Raw genomic sequence first — 19,903 nt, forward strand, 5'->3', positions numbered from 1 at the left:
TAATGGCAACTATTAACCAGCTGGTACGTAAGCCACGCATCAAGCAAGTTGCGAAAAGCAACGTGCCTGCGTTGGAAGCGTGTCCGCAAAAACGTGGTGTTTGTACTCGTGTTTACACTACCACGCCTAAAAAACCTAACTCGGCTCTACGTAAAGTTTGCCGTGTTCGCCTGACCAACGGTTTTGAAGTTACTTCATACATCGGCGGTGAAGGTCACAACCTGCAAGAGCACAGCGTTGTTCTTATCCGCGGCGGTCGTGTAAAAGACCTTCCAGGTGTGCGTTACCACACCGTTCGTGGTGCACTTGACTGTGCAGGCGTTAATGACCGTAAACAAGGTCGTTCTAAGTACGGTGTGAAACGTCCGAAGTCTTAATGGAATCCGTTAAGTAAGGCCAAACACTAATTAATTTGTAATTTTGAAAAAACTGAAAAGTTTTGGATAAAACCTGAAGAAGACAACGGAGAATTCCATGCCACGTCGTCGCGTAATTGGTCAGCGTAAAATCCTTCCGGATCCTAAGTTCGGATCAGAGCTGCTGGCAAAATTTGTAAACATCGTAATGGTTGACGGTAAAAAGTCGACTGCAGAAAAAATCGTTTATGGTGCACTAGAAATCATGGCTGAGCGTTCTGGTAAAGAACATCTGTCTGTGTTTGAACTAGCTCTTGAAAACGTACGCCCTGCGGTAGAGGTTAAATCTCGCCGTGTTGGTGGTTCAACTTACCAAGTACCAGTAGAAGTACGTCCGGTTCGCCGTAACGCACTTGCTATGCGTTGGTTGGTTGAAGCAGCGCGTAAGCGTGGTGAAAAATCTATGGCTCAGCGTCTAGCTAACGAAATGTTAGATGCATCTGAGAACAAAGGTACTGCTGTTAAGAAACGTGAAGACGTTCACCGTATGGCAGAAGCGAACAAAGCGTTTGCTCATTACCGCTGGTAATACCTTTTTAGGCGCGGCTTCTGCCGCGCCTAAACCCAATTCCAAGATCGACCTGAGTAAGAGGATACTACTGTGGCTCGTAAGACACCTATTGAGCGCTACCGTAACATCGGTATTTGCGCGCACGTAGACGCAGGCAAAACTACAACAACAGAGCGTATCCTGTTTTATACCGGTCTATCTCATAAGATTGGTGAAGTGCACGATGGTGCGGCAACCATGGACTGGATGGAGCAGGAGCAAGAGCGTGGTATTACCATTACCTCCGCTGCGACTACAACCTTCTGGCGTGGTATGGATGCACAATTCGCTGAGCATCGCATCAATATCATCGATACCCCTGGACACGTTGACTTCACGATTGAAGTTGAGCGTTCATTACGTGTATTAGATGGTGCAGTCGTTGTATTTTGTGCAGCGTCCGGCGTTGAGCCTCAGTCTGAGACTGTTTGGCGTCAAGCCGACAAATATCAAGTCCCTCGTATGGTTTTCGTCAATAAGATGGATCGTACAGGCGCAGATTATTTGCGCGTAGTTAATCAAATTAAAGATCGACTAGGCGCTAACCCTGTTCCAATTCATTTGAATATTGGCGCAGAAGATGAGTTTCGCGGTGTAATCGACCTGATCAAAATGAAGGCGATTAACTGGAATGAAGCTGATCAGGGTATGACCTTCAGTTATGAAGAGATCCCTGCAGACATGCAAGAGCTGGCTGAAGAGTGGCATCAGAATCTGATAGAAGCCGCTGCTGAAGCAAATGAAGAGCTGATGGATAAATACCTCGAAGACGGGGAATTGACAGAGGCCGAAATCAAGCAAGCTTTGCGTGAACGCACGATTAACAATGAAATCGTACTGGCAACTTGTGGTTCTGCATTTAAGAACAAAGGTGTTCAAGCGGTGCTAGATGCCGTTGTTGAATACCTTCCTTCTCCGGTTGACGTGACAGCAATCAAGGGTGAAGACGAAGATGGCAATGAGATCGACCGTCATGCAGACGATAACGAACCCTTTGCAGCACTAGCATTCAAAATCGCCACTGACCCATTCGTGGGTACATTGACCTTCCTGCGTGTTTACTCAGGTGTGGTTAACACTGGCGACACAGTTTATAACTCTGTGAAGCAAAAACGTGAGCGATTTGGACGTATCGTTCAGATGCACTCAAATAAACGCGAAGAGATCAAAGAGATCTGCGCGGGTGACATCGCTGCGGCAATTGGTCTGAAAGACGTGACGACAGGTGACACGTTATGTGCACTAGAATCTAAAGTGATTCTTGAGCGTATGGAGTTTCCTGAGCCTGTTATTCAGATTGCCGTTGAGCCACGCTCACAAGCTGATCAAGAGAAAATGGGTATCGCGCTGGGTAAGCTGGCAGCAGAAGATCCATCATTCCGCGTCGAAACGGATAAAGAGTCAGGACAAACCCTGATCTCTGGCATGGGTGAATTACACCTCGACATCATTGTCGATCGCATGCGTCGTGAGTTCAGTGTGGAATGTAATGTAGGTAAGCCGCAGGTGGCATATCGCGAAACTATCCGTGGAAGTGCTGAAGTCGAAGGCAAATTCGTCAAGCAGTCCGGTGGTCGCGGTCAGTATGGTCATGTATGGATCAAACTGGAGCCATCTGAACTAGGCGAAGGCTTTGTCTTCGTTGATGAAATCGTTGGTGGTTCAGTACCAAAAGAATACATCAGTTCTGTTGGTAAAGGCATTGAAGAGCAAATGAGTAGCGGTGTACTCGCCGGTTACCCAGTGCTTGACGTGAAAGCGACGTTGTTCGATGGCTCTTACCATGATGTTGACTCTAACGAAATGGCGTTTAAAATCGCTGCATCTATGGCCTTCAAGAAAGGTGCGCTTGAAGCGCAACCTGTTATTCTTGAGCCAATGATGAAAGTGGAAATCACCACTCCAGAAGACTGGATGGGTGATGTAGTGGGTGACTTGAACCGTCGCCGTGGTTTGATTTCTGGTATGGATGAAGGTCCTGCTGGTTTGAGAATTATTCGCGCACAGGTACCGCTGGCTGAGATGTTTGGTTACGCAACTGACTTGCGTTCAGCGACTCAGGGCCGCGCATCTTACTCTATGGAATTTAGCGAATACGCTGATGTTCCAAAGAATGTTGCTGATTCAATCATCGCACAGCGTTGTTGATTAGTAACTTTGATGCTGGCATTGTTCGCCAGCATTGATAAAAACTTCTGATCGCACTTACGACGGTAGGTGCGGCTCATAACTAGGAAGGAACACGATCGTGTCTAAAGAAAAATTTGAACGTACGAAACCGCACGTTAACGTTGGTACAATCGGCCACGTTGACCACGGTAAAACCACTCTAACTGCTGCTATCTGTACTGTACTGTCAAAAGTATACGGCGGTTCAGCACGTGACTTCGCATCTATCGATAACGCTCCTGAAGAGCGTGAGCGCGGTATCACTATCTCTACCTCACACGTAGAATACGATACTCCTTCACGTCACTACGCACACGTAGACTGCCCAGGACACGCCGATTATGTTAAAAACATGATCACCGGTGCTGCGCAAATGGACGGTGGTATCCTGGTTGTTGCTGCGACTGATGGCCCTATGCCACAGACTCGTGAGCACATCCTACTAGGTCGCCAAGTTGGTATTCCATACATCCTTGTTTTCATGAACAAGTGTGACATGGTTGATGACGAAGAGCTGCTTGAGTTGGTTGAGATGGAAGTTCGTGAACTTCTTTCTGAGTACGACTTCCCAGGCGACGATTGCCCAGTAATTCAAGGTTCAGCACTAGGTGCATTGAACGGCGAAGAGCAGTGGGAAGCGAAAATTGTTGAACTAGCTGAAGCACTGGATTCTTACATCCCAGAGCCAGAGCGTGCTATCGACAAGCCATTCATCCTACCAATCGAAGATGTTTTCTCAATTCAAGGCCGTGGTACTGTTGTAACGGGTCGTGTTGAGCAAGGTATCGTTCGCGTAGGTGACGAAGTTGCTATCGTTGGTATCGTAGACACCATCACCACAACTTGTACTGGTGTTGAGATGTTCCGTAAACTTCTTGACGAAGGCCGTGCTGGTGAGAACGTTGGTGTTCTTCTACGTGGTACTAAGCGTGACGAAGTTCAACGTGGTCAAGTACTGGCTAAGCCTGGTTCAATCACTCCACACACCACTTTCACATCAGAAATTTATGTTCTGTCGAAAGATGAAGGCGGCCGTCATACTCCGTTCTTCAAAGGCTACCGTCCACAGTTCTACTTCCGTACAACTGACGTGACCGGTACTATCGAATTGCCAGAAGGCGTAGAGATGGTAATGCCAGGTGATAACATTGCAATGACTGTAACTCTGATCTCGCCAATCGCGATGGACGAAGGTCTACGCTTCGCAATCCGCGAAGGTGGTCGTACAGTTGGTGCAGGTGTTGTTGCTAAGATCGTTGCTTAATTTTAAGCTCCGATAGCACAATGCTTAAAAAGGACGCTTCGGCGTCCTTTTTTGTATCTAGTGTTTATTAAAGGCATAAAACACAAAAAATAGTGCGTAAAAATTAGGCAAGAAAAGAGAGGAATAATTGATAAAAACGATTGGTAATACAAACCGTTCTCATTTATATTTCTTGTAAGATTGTTGTTGAGGTAGATTCAAATGTACGTTTGCCTATGTCATGGTATTTCCGATAAGACATTAAAAAAGTTAGCTTACGAGCAGGGAATGACAGACATTCGCGCTATTCGCAAAGCGCTACCTTTAGGCTCTCAGTGTGGTAAGTGTATTCGGTCAGCGAAAGAGATATTGCAAGACGTAGAATCCAATCCGCTTTATCAACAAGCATGCTGAGTCTGCTTAGCACGACTATGTACCACTTTTAACATTGACAGGCCTTTTCTCGCTTCTATTTTTACTAGAAGCCGAAAAGGAGCGTGAGTCATGAAATCTGACCCCAAAATCATTCAACACCTCAACAAATCCCTCGCCAATGAACTGATTGCTATCAACCAATACTTCCTTCACTCCCGAATGTATAAAGACTGGGGATTGAAAGTGCTCGCCGATAAAGAGTATGAAGAATCTATAGATGAAATGAAGCATGCTGACGATCTCATCGAACGAATACTATTCCTTGAAGGCATCCCTAATTTGCAAGATCTTGGAAAACTTCGAATCGGTGAAGATACGAAAGAAATGCTCGAATGCGATTTGGCGTTAGAAATGGATGCGATTCCTGATTTAAGGGATGCGATTGAGTATGCCGAAAGTGTTCGAGATTATGTTTCTCGCGATCTGTTCAATCATATTCTAGAAGATGAAGAAGAGCATGTTGATTGGTTAGAAACCCAACTCGGTCTTATCGAAAAAGTTGGGATTCAAAACTACAACCAAGCTCAGATGATTGAGGCCGAGTAATAGGTTTAAACGGCCTTAAAACGTGGCCTGTGATTAATTTTTAAACGTGGCTTGCAAAGCCATTTGCGATCTGTATAATGCCCGCACTGCCTGAGACAAAATGCTCTCGTAAGTACAGTTGTGAACCAATGAGCACAGGAGGAAGACTAGTCGCAGTAAGCGTTAAGCTTGATTAGTCTGTAATGTATACTCCGCTTATGTTCGCAGTCACGTTAAGTGGCTGACAATGTATCAAATATTGATACTACGGTTTCACATAAATCAATCGGCATTCCCTCGTTTTCACGTGGTAGAGTGGCGATATTGTTTGTGTAATTTTTTTATTTGGAGCTCTGTCTAATGCAGAACCAACGTATCCGTATCCGCCTGAAGGCTTTCGATCATCGTTTGATCGATCAGTCTACTGCGGAAATCGTTGAAACCGCAAAGCGCACTGGTGCGCAGGTTCGTGGTCCTATCCCACTGCCAACTCGTAAAGAGCGCTTCACCGTTCTTGTCTCTCCGCACGTCAATAAAGATGCACGTGACCAGTACGAAATTCGTACTCACAAGCGTCTGATCGACATCGTTGAGCCAACAGATAAAACTGTTGATGCTCTGATGCGTCTTGACCTTGCTGCGGGCGTTGATGTTCAAATCAGCCTGGGTTAAGAGGGGATATAAGTAATGATTGGTCTAGTCGGTCGTAAAGTAGGTATGACTCGCATCTTCACTGAAGATGGCGTTTCTATCCCTGTAACCGTTGTAGAAGTAGAAACTAACCGTGTTACTCAGGTACGTACTCCTGAAGTAGATGGTTACTCTGCTATCCAAGTAACTTCAGGTGTGAAGAAAGCAAGCCGCGTTTCTAAGCCAGCAGCTGGTCACTTTGCGAAAGCAGGTGTTGAAGCTGGTCGCGGTCTGTGGGAATTCCGTCTGAATGGTGGTGAAGAGTTCGAAGTCGGCGCTGAGCTGAACGTAGATCTGTTTGCAGATATTAAGAAAGTAGACGTTACTGGTACATCTAAAGGTAAGGGCTTCCAAGGCGCTGTTAAGCGTTGGAACTTCCGTACTCAAGATATGACCCATGGTAACTCTTTGTCTCACCGTGCTCCGGGTTCAATTGGCCAATGCCAAACTCCAGGCCGTGTATTCAAAGGCAAAAAAATGGCTGGGCACATGGGTGCTGAACAAGTAACAACTCAGAACCTAGAGATCGTACGTGTTGACGCTGAGCGCAAACTGCTACTTATTAAAGGTGCAGTCCCTGGTGCTACTGGCAGCAACGTGATCGTTAAACCAGCCGTTAAAGCGTAACGTCGAGGAGTTAGTAATGGAATTGGTAGTCAAAGGCGCTGATGCGCTAACTGTCTCCGAAACTACCTTCGGGCGTGAATACAACGAAGCCCTGGTACACCAGGTAGTCGTTGCATACGCAGCTGGTGCCCGTCAGGGTACTCGTGCTCAGAAAACCCGTTCAGATGTACGCGGTGGTGGTGCTAAGCCATGGCGTCAGAAGGGTACTGGTCGCGCCCGTGCAGGTACAATCCGTAGCCCAATTTGGCGCTCGGGTGGTGTAACTTTCGCAGCTCGTCCTCAGGACCATAGCCAGAAAGTTAACAAAAAGATGTACCGTGGTGCTCTAAAGAGCATTCTTTCTGAGCTAGTTCGTCAAGATCGTTTGATCGTTGTTGACAACTTCTCAGTTGAAGCACCAAAAACTAAAGAGCTGATTGCTAAGCTGAAAGAGCTTGAGCTAACAGAAGCTCTGATCGTAACTGCAGAAGTCGATGAGAACCTGTTCCTTGCAGCACGCAACCTGTACAAGGTTGATATCCGTGATGCAGCAGGCATTGACCCAGTTAGCCTGATCGCTTTCGACAAAGTCGTTATGACTGCTGCTGCAGTTAAGCAAGTTGAGGAGATGCTGGGATGATCACTGAAGAGCGTATCCTTAAAGTTCTACGTGCTCCGCACATCTCTGAAAAAGCAACCATGGCTGCAGAAAACGGTAACACTATCGTTTTCAAAGTAGCGATGACTGCAACTAAGAAAGAGATCAAAGCGGCAGTTGAGAAACTGTTCGAAGTTGAAGTTAAGTCTGTAAATACTCTTATCACTAAGGGTAAGACCAAACGTCAAGGTGCTCGCCAAGGTCGTCGTTCAGACGTCAAAAAAGCGTATGTCATCTTGAAAGAAGGTCAAGACATCGACTTCGCTGGCGGCGCTGAGTAAGACGGAGGAGTATTAAAAAATGGCAATTGTTAAATGTAAGCCTACTTCACCGGGTCGTCGTCACGTTGTTAAAATTGTTAACGCTGACCTGTACAAAGGTAAGCCTTACGCACCGCTTCTGGAGAAAAACCAGAAGTCAGGCGGTCGTAACAACAACGGTCGAATCACAGTACGTCACATCGGTGGTGGTCATAAGCAACACTACCGTTTGATTGACTTCAAGCGTACTAAAGACGGCATCCCAGCGAAAGTTGAGCGCCTGGAATACGATCCAAACCGCAGTGCAAACATTGCACTGGTTCTGTACGCAGACGGTGAGCGTCGTTACATCATTGCACCTAAAGGTATGAAAGCTGGCGATCAGATCCAATCTGGTCCAGATGCTGCGATTAAAGCAGGTAACACCCTGCCAATGCGCAACATCCCAGTAGGTTCAACTGTTCACTGTGTTGAACTGAAACCTGGTAAAGGTGCACAGCTGGCTCGTTCAGCAGGTGCATACGCACAAATCGTTGCTCGCGATGGCGCATACGTAACTATTCGTTTGCGTTCTGGCGAAATGCGTAAGGTTCTTTCTGAAGGTCGTGCGACCATCGGTGAAGTTGGTAACGCAGAGCACATGCTGCGTGAATTGGGTAAAGCTGGTGCAACACGTTGGAGAGGCGTTCGCCCTACCGTACGTGGTGTAGCAATGAACCCAGTGGATCACCCACACGGTGGTGGTGAAGGTCGTACATCAGGCGGTCGTCACCCAGTATCACCTTGGGGTATGCCAACTAAGGGCTTCAAAACCCGTAAGAACAAACGTACCGACAAGTACATTGTACGTCGTCGTAACAAGTAATTTTAAAGAGGATACGCCATGCCACGTTCTCTCAAGAAAGGTCCATTTATTGACCTGCACTTGCTGAAGAAGGTAGAGAAAGCGTTGGAAAGCGGTGACAAAAAGCCTGTTAAGACTTGGTCCCGTCGTTCAATGATCATCCCTCAGATGATCGGTTTGACCATCGCTGTCCATAATGGTCGTCAGCACGTACCTGTTTTCGTCACTGAAGAGATGATCGGTCACAAGCTGGGCGAATTTGCACCAACACGTACTTATCGCGGCCATGCTGCAGATAAGAAAGCTAAGAAGCGTTAGGAGTTAAGATATGGAAGCTATTGCTAAACATCGCTTTGCTCGTATTTCGCCTCAAAAAGCACGTTTGGTTGCAGACCAAGTGCGCGGTAAAAACGTCGCACAAGCTCTAGAAGTTCTGACGTTCAGCGACAAAAAAGCTGCTGAGCTGATCAAGAAAGTTCTGGAGTCTGCTATCGCAAACGCCGAGCATAACGAAGGTGCTGACATTGATGATTTGAATGTCGCAAAAATCTTTGTTGACGAAGGTCCAGTCATGAAGCGCATTATGCCTCGTGCAAAAGGCCGTGCCGATCGCATCTTGAAGCGTTCTAGCCACATCACTATTGTTGTAGCAGACCGCTAAGAGACGAGGAGAGAAAGCAATGGGTCAAAAAGTACATCCTAATGGTATTCGTCTTGGCATTTGTAAGCCTTGGAATTCCACTTGGTTTGCTAACAGCCAAGATTTCGCTGATAACCTAGATGGCGACTTCAAGGTACGTCAGTTCCTGACTAATGAACTGAAAAAAGCGTCTGTATCTCGCATCGTTATCGAGCGCCCTGCTAAGAGTATTCGTGTGACTATTCACACTGCTCGCCCAGGTGTTGTTATCGGTAAGAAAGGCGAAGACGTAGAAAAACTACGCGCTCGCGTTGCTCAACTAGCCGGTGTACCTGCACAAATCAACATTGCAGAAGTACGTAAGCCAGAGCTTGATGCTCAGCTTGTTGGTGACAGCATCGCTTCTCAGCTAGAGCGTCGTGTTATGTTCCGTCGTGCTATGAAGCGCGCGGTACAAAACGCAATGCGTCTAGGCGCCAAAGGTATCAAAGTGGAAGTAAGCGGCCGTCTTGGCGGCGCTGAAATCGCTCGTACCGAGTGGTACCGTGAAGGTCGTGTGCCATTGCACACCCTTCGTGCTGATATTGACTACGCAACTTCTTCGGCTCACACCACTTACGGTGTAATTGGTATTAAAGTTTGGATCTTCAAAGGTGAAGTTCTAGGCGGTATGCCAGTTGCTGAGCCACAGGCTGACAAGCCTAAGAAGCAGCGTAAAGGCCGTAAGTAAGGAGTCTATCGATGCTTCAACCAAAACGTACTAAGTTCCGCAAGGCTTTTAAAGGTCGTAACCGCGGTCTTGCTGCGGGTACTGACGTAAGCTTCGGTACCTTCGGCCTTAAAGCTGTTGGTCGTGGTCGTATCACTGCTCGTCAGATCGAAGCTGCACGTCGTGCTATGACTCGTCACATTAAACGTCAGGGTCAAATCTGGATCCGTGTTTTCCCAGACAAGCCGATCACTACTAAACCTCTGGAAGTTCGTCAGGGTAAAGGTAAGGGTTCTGTTAGTTACTGGGTTGCACAAATTCAACCAGGTAAAGTCCTGTACGAGATGGATGGTGTTTCTGAAACCCTAGCTCGCGAAGCATTCGAGCTAGCTTCACGTAAACTACCAATCAAAACCACTTTCGTAACTAAGGCGGTGATGTGATGAAAGCACAAGAACTTCGCGAAAAGAGCGTAGAACAGCTGAATGAAGAACTGCTGGGTCTGCTGCGTGAGCAATTCAACCTGCGCATGCAATCAGCTACAGGTCAACTTCAGCAGACTCACACTCTGAAGACTGTTCGTCGTGATATCGCACGTGTTAAAACCGTTCTGAACCAGAAGGGCAACGCATAATGAGCGACCAAATCCGTACTCAACAAGGCCTTGTAGTTAGCGACAAAGGCGACAAGTCTATTGTTGTTGCAATTGAGCGCCAGGTGAAACACCCGATCTACGGTAAGTTCATCAAGCGTACAACTAAACTACATGTTCACGATGAAAACAACGAATGCGCCCAAGGCGATAAAGTTGAAGTTCGTGAGTGCCGTCCACTGTCTAAGACTAAGTCTTGGACTCTGGTACGCGTAGTTGAGAAAGCACGCCTGTAAGGGTAACTTTCCAACGGTTAAAATTTAAACGGCTCCAACTTTGGGGCCGTTTATTTTTTATCTATTCATCTTTAAAAAATAGTGTTATTATTCGCCGCCCTTGTAATAAGGCAGCCCGACCCGAGATGGGTCTAGATGTAATAACAGCGGAGCACTTACCATGATCCAAATGCAAAGTATGCTGGATGCAGCCGACAACTCCGGCGCTCGCAGTGTAATGTGTATTAAGGTGCTGGGTGGTTCACACCGTCGCTACGCCCATATCGGCGATGTCATCAAAGTTACCGTGAAGGATGCAATCCCACGCGGTAAAGTTAAGAAAGGTGACGTCCTGAAGGCGGTTGTAGTACGCACCCGTAAAGGCGTTCGTCGTCCAGACGGCTCTGTCATTCGCTTCGACCGTAATGCTTGCGTATTGTTGAACGACAACACCGAGCAACCAATCGGTACTCGTATCTTTGGCCCTGTGACACGTGAACTTCGTGGCGATAAGTTCATGAAGATTGTGTCTCTGGCGCCTGAAGTTCTGTAAGGAGCGGTTTAAAAATGGCAGCTAAAATCCGTCGTGAAGACGAAATTATCGTTCTTGTTGGTAAAGATAAAGGCAAGAAAGGTAAAGTATCTAAGGTACTGACTACCGGTAAGGTTATCGTTGAAGGTATCAACCTAGTTAAGAAACACCAGAAGCCAGTTCCGGCAATGGGTGTTCAAGGCGGCATCATTGAAAAAGAAGCAGCTCTTGACGTTTCTAACGTGGCTATCTACAACGCGGCAACTGGTAAAGCAGACCGTGTAGGCTTCCGATTTGAAGACGGCAAAAAAGTCCGTTTCTTTAAGTCGAATGGCGAAACTATTAAGTAAGTTGGAGTAGTACTATGGCGAAACTGCATGATTACTACAAAGAGACTGTTGTAAAAGAGCTTGCTGAAAAGTTCGAATACAAGAGTATCATGCAAGTCCCAAGGATCGAAAAGATCACCCTGAACATGGGTGTGGGCGAAGCGATCAACGATAAAAAACTGCTTGAGAACGCAGCTTCAGATATGACCACTATTACTGGTCAGAAGCCGCTTATCACTAAAGCACGTAAATCTGTTGCTGGCTTCAAGATCCGAGAGGGCTACCCTATTGGTTGTAAAGTAACCCTGCGTGGCGAACGTATGTGGGATTTCTTTGAGCGTTTGATTTCAATCGCTCTACCACGTGTACGCGACTTCCGCGGCGTGAGTTCGAAATCTTTCGACGGTCGCGGTAACTATAGCATGGGCGTTCGTGAGCAAATCATCTTCCCAGAGATCGACTACGACAAAGTAGATCGTATCCGTGGTCTTGATATTACTATCACGACTACAGCGGCGACTGATGAGGAAGGTCAAGCTCTGCTGGCTGCCTTTAACTTCCCATTCCGTAAGTAAGGTGAAGGGTTACTGTAATGGCTAAGCAATCAATGAAAGCGCGCGAAGTAAAACGCGCGAAGCTGGTAGTAAAGTTTGCTGAAAAGCGCGCTGCACTTAAAGCTGCAATTAAAAGTGTAAACACGTCTGAAGAAGATCGTTGGGATGCAGTCCTGAAGCTTCAATCTTTACCGCGTGATTCATCCACGTCTCGTAAGCGTAACCGCTGTAACCAGACTGGTCGTCCACATGGCTACCTACGTAAATTCGGCCTTAGCCGAATCAAGGTCCGTGAAGCTTGCATGAAAGGCGAGATTCCGGGTCTGCGTAAGGCGAGCTGGTAATTGAATCTCGGGAGTAAAGACTTATGAGCATGCAAGATCCGATTTCGGATATGCTGACCCGCATTCGCAACGGTCAGACAGCAGCGAAAGTTGCTGTTAAAATGCCTTCGTCGAAACTTAAAGTGGCAATTGCTGAGCTACTTAAAGTTGAAGGCTATGTGGCTGACTACGCTGTTACAAGCGATGTTAAGCCAGAACTGGAAGTGACTTTGAAATACTTCGAAGCAAACCCAGTTATCGAGCAAATCCAACGTGTAAGCCGTCCAGGTCTGCGTATCTATAAGAAAAAAGATGCGCTGCCTTCTGTAATGGGTGGTCTGGGTATTGCTGTAATATCAACTTCTAAAGGTTTGATGACCGACCGCGCCGCTCGCAAAGCGGGTCTGGGCGGTGAGATCATCTGCTACGTAGCTTAAGGAGTAGGAAATGTCTCGTGTTGCAAAAGCACCCGTAGTAATTCCTGCCGGCGTAGAGGTGAACCTTAACGGTCAGGAAATCACTGTTAAAGGTAGCTTGGGCGAATTGTCCCGCGTTATCAATAATGCAGTGGTATTAAGCCAAGAAGACGACGCTGTGAAGTTTGCACCGCGCGAAGGTATCGCAAAGGCTAACGCCCAAGCTGGTACTGCACGTGCACTAGTAAACAACATGGTTGTTGGTGTTACTCAAGGCTTTACCAAGAAACTGATCCTGAAAGGTGTTGGTTATCGTGCATCAATCAAGGGTAACGCAGTAGCTCTAACTTTGGGCTTCTCTCACCCTGTTGAACACGACCTGCCTGCAGGCATCAAAGCAGAATGCCCAAGCCAAACTGAAATTGTTTTGACTGGTACAGACAAGCAATTAGTTGGTCAAGTAGCTGCTGACATCCGCGCATACCGTCAACCTGAGCCTTACAAAGGCAAAGGTGTTCGTTACTCTGACGAAGTCGTGCGTACTAAAGAAGCTAAGAAGAAGTAAGGTAACACTATGGATAAGAAAATTGCTCGTATCCGTCGTGCGACCCGAGCGCGTCGCAAGATTGCTGAACTGGGTGCGACTCGCCTAGTTGTGCACCGTACTCCACGTCACGTGTACGCACAGGTTATCGCAGCTAATGGCTCTGAAGTTATCGCAGCTGCTTCTACCGTAGAAAAAGCGATCCGTGATCAATTGACGAGTACCGGTAACAAAGACGCTGCAGCAGCTGTGGGTAAAGCAGTCGCTGAACGTGCGCTGGAAAAAGGCATCGAATCTGTTGCTTTTGACCGCTCCGGTTTCCAATACCACGGCCGCGTGGCTGCACTGGCAGATGCTGCCCGTGAAGCTGGTCTGAAATTCTAAGGTAGGCGGAAAGATGGCTAACGAAAAACAACAAAGTGATTTGCAAGAGAAGCTGATTGCTGTTAACCGTGTTTCTAAAACGGTTAAAGGTGGTCGCATCTTTAGCTTCACCGCTCTTACTGTAGTTGGTGATGGCAATGGTCGCGTAGGTTTCGGTTACGGCAAAGCCCGTGAAGTACCTGCCGCTATCCAAAAATCAATGGAAAAAGCGCGTCGTAACATGGTTACTATCGCGTTGAATGACGGTACTCTGCACCACGCTGTTAAAGGTCGCCACACTGGTTCAAAAGTGTACATGCAACCTGCTTCAGAAGGTACAGGTATCATCGCAGGTGGTGCGATGCGTGCAGTACTAGAAGTTGCGGGTGTTCGCAACGTTCTGGCGAAAGCATACGGTTCTACTAACCCAATCAACATCGTTCGTGCAACGATTCTTGGTTTGGGTGGTATGAAGTCTCCAGAAATGGTAGCTGCCAAGCGCGGTCTGCCAGTAAACGAAATTCTGGGGTAATTCGACATGGCTAAAACTATTAAAGTAACTCAGACTCGTAGCTCTATCGGCCGACTGCCGAAACATAAAGCTTCGCTGCGTGGCTTGGGCCTTCGTCGCATCAACCACACCGTTGAACTTGAAGATACTGCTTGCGTACGCGGCATGATCAATCAAGTTTACTACATGGTTAAAGTGGAGGAGTAATCGCATGCGTTTGAATACTCTATCTCCGGCCGCGGGTTCTAAGCCTTCTAAGAAGCGCGTAGGTCGTGGTATCGGTTCAGGCCTGGGCAAAACTGGTGGCCGCGGTCACAAAGGTCAGAAATCACGTTCAGGTGGTTCTGTGCGCCCAGGTTTCGAAGGCGGTCAAATGCCTTTGAAACAACGTCTGCCAAAATTTGGTTTTACTTCTCGTAAGAGCCTAACTGCAGCTGAAGTTCGTCTAAGCGAACTGGCTAAAGTTGAAGGTGACGTAGTAAGCCTTGAGACACTGAAAGCAGCTAACGTTATCACTAAAGACATCCGTACGGCGAAAATCGTACTGTCTGGTGAAATCGCGCGTTCAGTGACTATTAAAGGTCTTCGCGTTACCAAAGGTGCTCAAGCTGCAATTGAAGCTGCTGGCGGTAAAATCGAGGAATAATTAGCTCGAGGACGAGGTACAGATGGCAAAACAACCAGGACAAAATTTTAGTAGTGCAAAAGGTGGACTTGCGGAACTCAAAAGCCGTCTACTGTTTGTGGTAGGTGCGTTATTGGTTTTCCGTGCCGGCTCTTTTGTACCAATTCCTGGTATTGACGCTGCTGTACTTGCCGATCTGTTCGAACAGCAACAAGGTACCATCATTGAACTGTTTAACATGTTCTCTGGTGGTGCTCTTGAGCGTGCTTCTATCTTAGCATTGGGTATCATGCCGTATATATCGGCATCGATTATTGTCCAGCTGCTTACGGTAGTTCATCCAGCCTTGGCTGAGTTGAAAAAGGAGGGGGAGTCTGGTCGTCGCAAGATTAGCCAGTACACCCGCTACGGCACGTTAGTGCTGGCAACCTTCCAAGCGATTGGTATCGCTACCGGGTTGCCAAGTATGATTCCAGGCCTTGTGGTTAACCCAGGGTTTGGTTTCTACTTCACTGCTGTTGTGAGTTTGGTTACCGGTACCATGTTCTTGATGTGGTTAGGTGAGCAGATCACTGAGCGAGGTATCGGTAACGGTATTTCCTTGATTATTTTCACGGGTATCGTTGCAGGATTACCATCCGCTATTGGACAGACAGCGGAGCAAGCGCGTCAAGGTGAATTGCACGTGCTTCTTCTTCTGTTGATTGCGGTAATTGCATTTGCAGTAATTGCGTTCGTAGTGTTCATGGAACGTGGTCAACGTCGTATCGTCGTTAACTACGCCAAACGTCAGCAAGGCCGTCGTGTTTTTGCTGCACAGAGCACTCATTTGCCATTGAAAATAAACATGGCAGGCGTAATTCCGGCAATTTTTGCATCAAGCATTATCCTGTTTCCAGGCACCTTGGCCCAATGGTTTGGCCAAAGTGAACAGTTGGGCTGGCTAGCTGATGTGTCATTGGCACTGAGTCCTGGTCAACCACTGTATGTAATTCTTTATGCTGCAGCGATTATCTTTTTCTGTTTCTTCTACACGGCGTTGGTTTTCAACCCGCGTGAGACAGCAGACAATCTGAAGAAGTCTGGTGCATTCGTACCTGGTATTCGCCCGGGCGAGCAGACTGCAAAGTACATTGATAAAGTAATGACTCGACTAACCCTTGCGGGTGCGTTGTATATCACCTTTATCTGTCTGATCCCCGAGTTCATGATGATTGCTTGGAATGTACGCTTCTATTTTGGCGGTACTTCCCTACTTATTGTAGTCGTAGTAATCATGGACTTTATGGCTCAAGTTCAGACACATCTGATGTCTCAACAATATGAGTCCGTGTTGAAGAAAGCCAATCTGAAAGGCTATGGCCGATAACAGATTGACATCTACGGAGTTTAGCAATGAAAGTTCGTGCTTCCGTTAAGAAAATCTGCCGTAACTGTAAAGTAATCAAGCGTAACGGTGTCGTTCGCGTGATTTGCAGTGAGCCAAAGCACAAGCAGCGCCAAGGCTAATAGCAGAATATTTTTCTTGCAAAATATAGGCAGGGTGGCTACATTAGCCAGCCCACCTTTTGTGTGTGCAAAAGAAGTGGTATAGCCGCTGCGTATCCTCAACGGGCTCTGCAGCGGTTCTTCTTGAAAAAGTACTAGGAGTGAATAGTGGCCCGTATTGCAGGCATTAACATTCCTGATCAGAAGCATGCCGTAATCGCATTGACTGCGATTTTCGGTATCGGTAAAACCCGTTCAAAAGCTATTTTGGCTGAGACTGGTATTGCTGAAAGCATGAAGATCAGTGAACTAACTGAAGAGCAGATCGATCTACTGCGTGATGGCGTTGCCAAGTACACCGTAGAAGGTGATCTACGTCGTGAAGTTTCAATGAACATCAAGCGTCTTATGGACCTTGGTTGTTACCGCGGTTTGCGTCATCGTCGCAGCTTGCCACTACGTGGCCAGCGCACGAAGACCAATGCTCGTACCCGTAAGGGTCCGCGCAAACCGATCAAGAAATAATCGGGGTAGGTGATTACTAATGGCTAAACAACCAAATCGCGCACGTAAACGCGTACGCAAGCAAGTTGCTGATGGCGTAGCGCATATCCATGCGTCTTTCAACAACACAATCGTTACCATTACAGACCGTCAAGGTAATGCTCTTGCATGGGCAACTGCAGGTGGTTCTGGTTTCCGCGGTTCTCGTAAATCAACTCCGTTCGCTGCACAGGTTGCTGCTGAGCGTTGTGGTGAGATGGCTAAAGAATATGGCCTTAAGAACCTGGAAGTTATGGTAAAGGGTCCTGGTCCAGGTCGTGAATCTACGATTCGCGCACTGAACGCGGCTGGTTTCCGTATCACAAATATTGTTGATGCGACTCCAATCCCACATAACGGTTGTCGTCCACCTAAGAAACGCCGCGTATAACGCTGTTTCTTAGAATTCTGGAGAAAGATCATGGCAAGATATTTGGGTCCTAAGCTGAAGCTTAGCCGTCGCGAAGGTACTGACTTGTTCCTAAAGTCAGGCGTACGCGCGATTGATACCAAGTGTAAAATTGACAACGCCCCAGGCGTGCACGGCGCTCGTCGCGGTCGTCTGTCTGAATACGGCGTTCAGCTTCGTGAGAAGCAGAAAGTTCGTCGTACTTATGGCGTTCTTGAAAAGCAATTCCGTAACTACTATCAAGAAGCTGCACGCCTAAAAGGCAACACAGGTGAAAACCTGCTGCAACTTCTAGAAGGTCGTCTGGATAACGTTGTTTACCGCATGGGTTTTGGCGCAACTCGCGCTGAATCACGTCAGCTGGTAAGCCACAAGGCGATTCTAGTAAACGGCAAAGTGGTTAACGTTCCTTCTTTCAAGGTAACGGCTAATGACGTTGTTAGCATTCGCGAGAAAGCTAAGAACCAAGCACGCATTAAAGCAGCACTTGAAATTGCTGCTCAGCGCGAGCTGCCAACTTGGATCGAAGTAGACAGCAACAAAATGGAAGGCACTTTCAAGCGCCTACCAGAGCGTTCAGATTTGTCTGCTGACATCAACGAACACCTGATCGTCGAGCTTTACTCTAAGTAAAGCTAAACTAAAGAGAGGACACAATGCAGGGTTCTGTAACAGAATTTCTTAAGCCGCGTCTAGTTGACATAGAACAAGTAAGCTCGACGCACGCAAAAGTAACTCTTGAGCCGCTAGAGCGTGGCTTTGGTCACACCCTAGGCAATGCTCTACGTCGTATCCTACTGTCATCTATGCCTGGTTGCGCAGTGACAGAAGTAGAGATTGATGGCGTGTTGCACGAGTACAGCACCAAAGAGGGTGTACAGGAAGATATCCTGGAAATCCTGCTTAACCTTAAAGGCCTGGCCGTTAAGGTAGAGGGTAAAGATGAAGTTATCCTTACTCTTAATAAGTCTGGTGCAGGCCCTGTTGTTGCAGGCGACATCACCCACGACGGTGGTGTTGAGATTGCGAACCCAGAACACGTAATCTGCCACCTGACAGATTCAAATGCTGAAATAAGCATGCGAATCAAGGTAGAACGTGGTCGTGGCTATGTACCAGCGTCAGCCCGTATTCATACTGAAGAAGACGAGCGCCCTATCGGCCGTCTACTTGTCGATGCGACGTTCAGCCCAGTAGACCGTATTGCTTACAATGTTGAAGCAGCACGTGTTGAACAGCGTACTGACCTTGACAAGTTGGTTATCGATATGGAAACCAATGGTACGCTTGATCCTGAGGAAGCTATCCGTCGTGCAGCAACTATTCTTGCTGAACAACTGGATGCATTTGTAGATCTTCGTGATGTACGAGTTCCTGAAGAGAAAGAAGAGAAGCCAGAGTTCGATCCGATCCTACTGCGTCCTGTAGACGATCTGGAACTAACTGTTCGCTCTGCTAACTGTTTGAAAGCAGAAGCGATCCACTACATCGGTGATCTGGTACAGCGTACGGAGGTTGAGCTTCTTAAGACGCCTAACCTTGGTAAAAAGTCTTTGACTGAAATCAAAGACGTGCTGGCTTCACGTGGTTTGTCTCTGGGTATGCGCCTGGAAAACTGGCCGCCAGCATCAATCGCTGAAGATTAATCAGATACTGATTACTTAGTTAGAAGGATTAGGTCATGCGCCATCGTAAGAGTGGTCGTCAACTCAATCGCAACAGCAGTCATCGTAAAGCGATGTTCAGCAACATGGCTAGCTCTCTGGTAACTCATGAAGTTATCAAAACAACTTTGCCTAAAGCAAAAGAGCTGCGTCGCGTAATTGAGCCATTGATTACCCTAGCAAAGATCGACAGTGTTGCTAACCGTCGTCTTGCATTCGCTCGCACTCGTAATGACGAAGTTGTAGCGAAGTTGTTCAACGAACTAGGTCCACGTTTTGCCTCTCGTGCAGGCGGTTACACTCGCATTCTTAAATGCGGTGTACGTGTCGGCGATAAAGCCCCTATGGCTTACATCGAGTTGGTAGATCGTCCTGAGCAATCTGCTGAGGAAGCTGCTGAATAAGCACGCTGAACCTATCGATAAAAAGCCAGGCATTGCCTGGCTTTTTATTTATCTAAATTTTGCAAATTCATAACGCGTCTTTTCCCTCTTCGCTTCATATCCTGCGCTACATATATCTATTATTGTTTGACAGCTATATAAAGAAGAGCAACGCTTTTCTACATCTACATCTACATCTACATCTACATCTACATCTACATCTACTCTATAGATATTTCCGATCTTTCTACGAACGAGATATTTCACTCCATCGCTGATATTTTCGTTTTCAGGCTTATAAATTGTTAGGTAGGGGGAGATTGGGGTAAGTGAGAATTGATAGATATACACCGATACATGTGTGATAGCTGTTGATAAGATGTGTGGAAATAAGGCTTTCGCATGGAATTCATACAAAGACTTACTTTTTAATAAGAAATGACAAATAAGGCCTTGCCAAGTCCCGAAGCCTCCCTATAATGCGTACTCACTGACACGGCGACCTGCTCCACACGGAACAAACAGCCCAATCAGTACGGCGAAACGGCTTCAAAACTGAACGGAAATAAACGCTTGACGTTAACGACCCAATCAGTAGAATGCCCGC

At 47.1% G+C, this 19,903-nt stretch carries 34 protein-coding genes; all 34 read left to right on the forward strand.

The window, feature by feature from the left end; genetic code table 11:
- Positions 1-2 precede the first annotated feature (2 nt).
- Positions 3-377, forward strand: a complete 375-nt coding sequence (gene rpsL / locus A1OO_RS08170; RefSeq protein ID WP_002535163.1) for a 30S ribosomal protein S12 — start codon at positions 3-5, stop codon at positions 375-377.
- A 97-nt stretch (positions 378-474) separates the two neighbouring features.
- Positions 475-945: a 30S ribosomal protein S7 gene (gene rpsG, locus A1OO_RS08175; protein WP_016962006.1), complete on the forward strand. Its 471-nt coding sequence runs from the start codon at positions 475-477 to the stop codon at positions 943-945.
- 72 nt (positions 946-1,017) lie between these two features.
- Positions 1,018-3,114 (forward strand): elongation factor G, encoded by a 2,097-nt coding sequence (gene fusA, locus A1OO_RS08180; RefSeq protein ID WP_016962007.1) that lies wholly within the window; start codon positions 1,018-1,020, stop codon positions 3,112-3,114.
- A 100-nt stretch (positions 3,115-3,214) separates the two neighbouring features.
- Complete coding sequence (gene tuf / locus A1OO_RS08185) at positions 3,215-4,399, forward strand: elongation factor Tu (protein WP_016962008.1); 1,185 nt, start codon at positions 3,215-3,217, stop codon at positions 4,397-4,399.
- 201 nt (positions 4,400-4,600) lie between these two features.
- Positions 4,601-4,792 carry a (2Fe-2S)-binding protein gene (locus tag A1OO_RS22960; RefSeq protein ID WP_083248041.1) on the forward strand — a complete coding sequence of 64 codons (192 nt, stop codon included), beginning with the start codon at positions 4,601-4,603 and terminating at the stop codon, positions 4,790-4,792.
- 90 nt (positions 4,793-4,882) lie between these two features.
- Positions 4,883-5,359, forward strand: coding sequence for a bacterioferritin (bfr, locus tag A1OO_RS08190; protein ID WP_016962009.1), 477 nt, complete (start codon positions 4,883-4,885; stop codon positions 5,357-5,359).
- Positions 5,360-5,698: 339 nt separating this feature from the next.
- Positions 5,699-6,010: a 30S ribosomal protein S10 gene (gene rpsJ, locus A1OO_RS08195; RefSeq protein WP_016962010.1), complete on the forward strand. Its 312-nt coding sequence runs from the start codon at positions 5,699-5,701 to the stop codon at positions 6,008-6,010.
- Positions 6,011-6,025: 15 nt separating this feature from the next.
- Entirely contained in the window at positions 6,026-6,655 is a 630-nt protein-coding gene (gene rplC, locus A1OO_RS08200; protein WP_016962011.1) for a 50S ribosomal protein L3, read from the forward strand.
- 16 nt (positions 6,656-6,671) lie between these two features.
- Complete coding sequence (gene rplD / locus A1OO_RS08205; protein ID WP_016962012.1) at positions 6,672-7,274, forward strand: 50S ribosomal protein L4; 603 nt, start codon at positions 6,672-6,674, stop codon at positions 7,272-7,274.
- Complete coding sequence (gene rplW, locus A1OO_RS08210; RefSeq protein ID WP_016962013.1) at positions 7,271-7,573, forward strand: 50S ribosomal protein L23; 303 nt, start codon at positions 7,271-7,273, stop codon at positions 7,571-7,573. The genes rplD and rplW overlap by 4 nt, the downstream gene beginning before the upstream one ends.
- Positions 7,574-7,592: 19 nt before the next feature.
- Complete coding sequence (gene rplB, locus A1OO_RS08215; RefSeq protein WP_016962014.1) at positions 7,593-8,417, forward strand: 50S ribosomal protein L2; 825 nt, start codon at positions 7,593-7,595, stop codon at positions 8,415-8,417.
- 18 nt (positions 8,418-8,435) lie between these two features.
- Positions 8,436-8,714 carry a 30S ribosomal protein S19 gene (gene rpsS / locus A1OO_RS08220; RefSeq protein WP_016962015.1) on the forward strand — a complete coding sequence of 93 codons (279 nt, stop codon included), beginning with the start codon at positions 8,436-8,438 and terminating at the stop codon, positions 8,712-8,714.
- A 10-nt stretch (positions 8,715-8,724) separates the two neighbouring features.
- Positions 8,725-9,057, forward strand: coding sequence for a 50S ribosomal protein L22 (gene rplV / locus A1OO_RS08225; protein WP_016962016.1), 333 nt, complete (start codon positions 8,725-8,727; stop codon positions 9,055-9,057).
- A gap of 19 nt (positions 9,058-9,076) precedes the next feature.
- On the forward strand, positions 9,077-9,766 hold the full coding sequence (gene rpsC / locus A1OO_RS08230) for a 30S ribosomal protein S3 (RefSeq protein ID WP_016962017.1): 690 nt from the start codon (positions 9,077-9,079) through the stop codon (positions 9,764-9,766).
- 11 nt (positions 9,767-9,777) lie between these two features.
- Positions 9,778-10,188 carry a 50S ribosomal protein L16 gene (gene rplP, locus A1OO_RS08235; RefSeq protein ID WP_016962018.1) on the forward strand — a complete coding sequence of 137 codons (411 nt, stop codon included), beginning with the start codon at positions 9,778-9,780 and terminating at the stop codon, positions 10,186-10,188.
- A complete protein-coding gene (gene rpmC, locus A1OO_RS08240; protein WP_016962019.1) occupies positions 10,188-10,379 on the forward strand; it encodes a 50S ribosomal protein L29 in 192 nt (63 codons plus the stop codon). Before rplP ends, rpmC begins: the two co-directional genes overlap by 1 nt.
- Complete coding sequence (rpsQ, locus tag A1OO_RS08245) at positions 10,379-10,633, forward strand: 30S ribosomal protein S17 (RefSeq protein WP_016962020.1); 255 nt, start codon at positions 10,379-10,381, stop codon at positions 10,631-10,633. The genes rpmC and rpsQ overlap by 1 nt, the downstream gene beginning before the upstream one ends.
- Before the next feature lie 160 nt (positions 10,634-10,793).
- On the forward strand, positions 10,794-11,165 hold the full coding sequence (gene rplN, locus A1OO_RS08250; protein WP_016962021.1) for a 50S ribosomal protein L14: 372 nt from the start codon (positions 10,794-10,796) through the stop codon (positions 11,163-11,165).
- 14 nt (positions 11,166-11,179) lie between these two features.
- Positions 11,180-11,494 (forward strand): 50S ribosomal protein L24, encoded by a 315-nt coding sequence (gene rplX / locus A1OO_RS08255; RefSeq protein WP_016962022.1) that lies wholly within the window; start codon positions 11,180-11,182, stop codon positions 11,492-11,494.
- 14 nt (positions 11,495-11,508) lie between these two features.
- Complete coding sequence (gene rplE, locus A1OO_RS08260; protein ID WP_016962023.1) at positions 11,509-12,048, forward strand: 50S ribosomal protein L5; 540 nt, start codon at positions 11,509-11,511, stop codon at positions 12,046-12,048.
- Between the two features lie 17 nt (positions 12,049-12,065).
- Complete coding sequence (gene rpsN / locus A1OO_RS08265) at positions 12,066-12,371, forward strand: 30S ribosomal protein S14 (protein ID WP_016962024.1); 306 nt, start codon at positions 12,066-12,068, stop codon at positions 12,369-12,371.
- A gap of 23 nt (positions 12,372-12,394) precedes the next feature.
- Positions 12,395-12,787, forward strand: a complete 393-nt coding sequence (rpsH, locus tag A1OO_RS08270) for a 30S ribosomal protein S8 (protein WP_016962025.1) — start codon at positions 12,395-12,397, stop codon at positions 12,785-12,787.
- Between the two features lie 10 nt (positions 12,788-12,797).
- The gene (gene rplF, locus A1OO_RS08275; protein ID WP_016962026.1) at positions 12,798-13,331 is read left to right on the forward strand and encodes a 50S ribosomal protein L6; all 534 of its coding nucleotides are present in this window, start codon (positions 12,798-12,800) and stop codon (positions 13,329-13,331) included.
- 9 nt (positions 13,332-13,340) lie between these two features.
- A complete protein-coding gene (gene rplR, locus A1OO_RS08280; RefSeq protein WP_016962027.1) occupies positions 13,341-13,694 on the forward strand; it encodes a 50S ribosomal protein L18 in 354 nt (117 codons plus the stop codon).
- A 13-nt stretch (positions 13,695-13,707) separates the two neighbouring features.
- The gene (gene rpsE / locus A1OO_RS08285) at positions 13,708-14,205 is read left to right on the forward strand and encodes a 30S ribosomal protein S5 (RefSeq protein WP_016962028.1); all 498 of its coding nucleotides are present in this window, start codon (positions 13,708-13,710) and stop codon (positions 14,203-14,205) included.
- Between the two features lie 6 nt (positions 14,206-14,211).
- Positions 14,212-14,391 carry a 50S ribosomal protein L30 gene (rpmD, locus tag A1OO_RS08290; RefSeq protein WP_016962029.1) on the forward strand — a complete coding sequence of 60 codons (180 nt, stop codon included), beginning with the start codon at positions 14,212-14,214 and terminating at the stop codon, positions 14,389-14,391.
- A gap of 4 nt (positions 14,392-14,395) precedes the next feature.
- A complete protein-coding gene (rplO, locus tag A1OO_RS08295; RefSeq protein WP_016962030.1) occupies positions 14,396-14,830 on the forward strand; it encodes a 50S ribosomal protein L15 in 435 nt (144 codons plus the stop codon).
- Positions 14,831-14,852: 22 nt separating this feature from the next.
- Positions 14,853-16,178 carry a preprotein translocase subunit SecY gene (gene secY, locus A1OO_RS08300; protein WP_017002713.1) on the forward strand — a complete coding sequence of 442 codons (1,326 nt, stop codon included), beginning with the start codon at positions 14,853-14,855 and terminating at the stop codon, positions 16,176-16,178.
- A gap of 26 nt (positions 16,179-16,204) precedes the next feature.
- Positions 16,205-16,318: a 50S ribosomal protein L36 gene (gene rpmJ / locus A1OO_RS08305; RefSeq protein ID WP_000868186.1), complete on the forward strand. Its 114-nt coding sequence runs from the start codon at positions 16,205-16,207 to the stop codon at positions 16,316-16,318.
- Positions 16,319-16,465: 147 nt separating this feature from the next.
- On the forward strand, positions 16,466-16,822 hold the full coding sequence (gene rpsM / locus A1OO_RS08310) for a 30S ribosomal protein S13 (protein ID WP_016962032.1): 357 nt from the start codon (positions 16,466-16,468) through the stop codon (positions 16,820-16,822).
- 19 nt (positions 16,823-16,841) lie between these two features.
- Positions 16,842-17,231 (forward strand): 30S ribosomal protein S11, encoded by a 390-nt coding sequence (gene rpsK, locus A1OO_RS08315; protein WP_002541534.1) that lies wholly within the window; start codon positions 16,842-16,844, stop codon positions 17,229-17,231.
- Positions 17,232-17,261: 30 nt separating this feature from the next.
- Positions 17,262-17,882 carry a 30S ribosomal protein S4 gene (gene rpsD / locus A1OO_RS08320; protein ID WP_016962033.1) on the forward strand — a complete coding sequence of 207 codons (621 nt, stop codon included), beginning with the start codon at positions 17,262-17,264 and terminating at the stop codon, positions 17,880-17,882.
- 23 nt (positions 17,883-17,905) lie between these two features.
- Positions 17,906-18,895, forward strand: coding sequence for a DNA-directed RNA polymerase subunit alpha (locus tag A1OO_RS08325; RefSeq protein ID WP_002541536.1), 990 nt, complete (start codon positions 17,906-17,908; stop codon positions 18,893-18,895).
- A gap of 35 nt (positions 18,896-18,930) precedes the next feature.
- Positions 18,931-19,317, forward strand: a complete 387-nt coding sequence (rplQ, locus tag A1OO_RS08330; RefSeq protein ID WP_016962034.1) for a 50S ribosomal protein L17 — start codon at positions 18,931-18,933, stop codon at positions 19,315-19,317.
- The last annotated feature ends 586 nt before the right edge of the window (positions 19,318-19,903 follow it).

Source organism: Enterovibrio norvegicus FF-33, assembly GCF_000286835.2.
Taxonomy (GTDB): Bacteria; Pseudomonadota; Gammaproteobacteria; order Enterobacterales; family Vibrionaceae; genus Enterovibrio; species Enterovibrio norvegicus_A.

Coding starts and splice junctions, on each gene's coding strand:
- rpsL (WP_002535163.1), top strand. CDS start 3: ATGGCAACTATTAACCAGCTGGTACGTAAGCCACGCATCAAGCAAGTT.
- rpsG (WP_016962006.1), top strand. CDS start 475: ATGCCACGTCGTCGCGTAATTGGTCAGCGTAAAATCCTTCCGGATCCT.
- A1OO_RS22960 (WP_083248041.1), top strand. CDS start 4,601: ATGTACGTTTGCCTATGTCATGGTATTTCCGATAAGACATTAAAAAAG.
- bfr (WP_016962009.1), top strand. CDS start 4,883: ATGAAATCTGACCCCAAAATCATTCAACACCTCAACAAATCCCTCGCC.
- rpsJ (WP_016962010.1), top strand. CDS start 5,699: ATGCAGAACCAACGTATCCGTATCCGCCTGAAGGCTTTCGATCATCGT.
- rplC (WP_016962011.1), top strand. CDS start 6,026: ATGATTGGTCTAGTCGGTCGTAAAGTAGGTATGACTCGCATCTTCACT.
- rplD (WP_016962012.1), top strand. CDS start 6,672: ATGGAATTGGTAGTCAAAGGCGCTGATGCGCTAACTGTCTCCGAAACT.
- rplW (WP_016962013.1), top strand. CDS start 7,271: ATGATCACTGAAGAGCGTATCCTTAAAGTTCTACGTGCTCCGCACATC.
- rplB (WP_016962014.1), top strand. CDS start 7,593: ATGGCAATTGTTAAATGTAAGCCTACTTCACCGGGTCGTCGTCACGTT.
- rpsS (WP_016962015.1), top strand. CDS start 8,436: ATGCCACGTTCTCTCAAGAAAGGTCCATTTATTGACCTGCACTTGCTG.
- rplV (WP_016962016.1), top strand. CDS start 8,725: ATGGAAGCTATTGCTAAACATCGCTTTGCTCGTATTTCGCCTCAAAAA.
- rpsC (WP_016962017.1), top strand. CDS start 9,077: ATGGGTCAAAAAGTACATCCTAATGGTATTCGTCTTGGCATTTGTAAG.
- rplP (WP_016962018.1), top strand. CDS start 9,778: ATGCTTCAACCAAAACGTACTAAGTTCCGCAAGGCTTTTAAAGGTCGT.
- rpmC (WP_016962019.1), top strand. CDS start 10,188: ATGAAAGCACAAGAACTTCGCGAAAAGAGCGTAGAACAGCTGAATGAA.
- rpsQ (WP_016962020.1), top strand. CDS start 10,379: ATGAGCGACCAAATCCGTACTCAACAAGGCCTTGTAGTTAGCGACAAA.
- rplN (WP_016962021.1), top strand. CDS start 10,794: ATGATCCAAATGCAAAGTATGCTGGATGCAGCCGACAACTCCGGCGCT.
- rplX (WP_016962022.1), top strand. CDS start 11,180: ATGGCAGCTAAAATCCGTCGTGAAGACGAAATTATCGTTCTTGTTGGT.
- rplE (WP_016962023.1), top strand. CDS start 11,509: ATGGCGAAACTGCATGATTACTACAAAGAGACTGTTGTAAAAGAGCTT.
- rpsN (WP_016962024.1), top strand. CDS start 12,066: ATGGCTAAGCAATCAATGAAAGCGCGCGAAGTAAAACGCGCGAAGCTG.
- rpsH (WP_016962025.1), top strand. CDS start 12,395: ATGAGCATGCAAGATCCGATTTCGGATATGCTGACCCGCATTCGCAAC.
- rplF (WP_016962026.1), top strand. CDS start 12,798: ATGTCTCGTGTTGCAAAAGCACCCGTAGTAATTCCTGCCGGCGTAGAG.
- rplR (WP_016962027.1), top strand. CDS start 13,341: ATGGATAAGAAAATTGCTCGTATCCGTCGTGCGACCCGAGCGCGTCGC.
- rpsE (WP_016962028.1), top strand. CDS start 13,708: ATGGCTAACGAAAAACAACAAAGTGATTTGCAAGAGAAGCTGATTGCT.
- rpmD (WP_016962029.1), top strand. CDS start 14,212: ATGGCTAAAACTATTAAAGTAACTCAGACTCGTAGCTCTATCGGCCGA.
- rplO (WP_016962030.1), top strand. CDS start 14,396: ATGCGTTTGAATACTCTATCTCCGGCCGCGGGTTCTAAGCCTTCTAAG.
- secY (WP_017002713.1), top strand. CDS start 14,853: ATGGCAAAACAACCAGGACAAAATTTTAGTAGTGCAAAAGGTGGACTT.
- rpmJ (WP_000868186.1), top strand. CDS start 16,205: ATGAAAGTTCGTGCTTCCGTTAAGAAAATCTGCCGTAACTGTAAAGTA.
- rpsK (WP_002541534.1), top strand. CDS start 16,842: ATGGCTAAACAACCAAATCGCGCACGTAAACGCGTACGCAAGCAAGTT.
- rpsD (WP_016962033.1), top strand. CDS start 17,262: ATGGCAAGATATTTGGGTCCTAAGCTGAAGCTTAGCCGTCGCGAAGGT.
- A1OO_RS08325 (WP_002541536.1), top strand. CDS start 17,906: ATGCAGGGTTCTGTAACAGAATTTCTTAAGCCGCGTCTAGTTGACATA.
- rplQ (WP_016962034.1), top strand. CDS start 18,931: ATGCGCCATCGTAAGAGTGGTCGTCAACTCAATCGCAACAGCAGTCAT.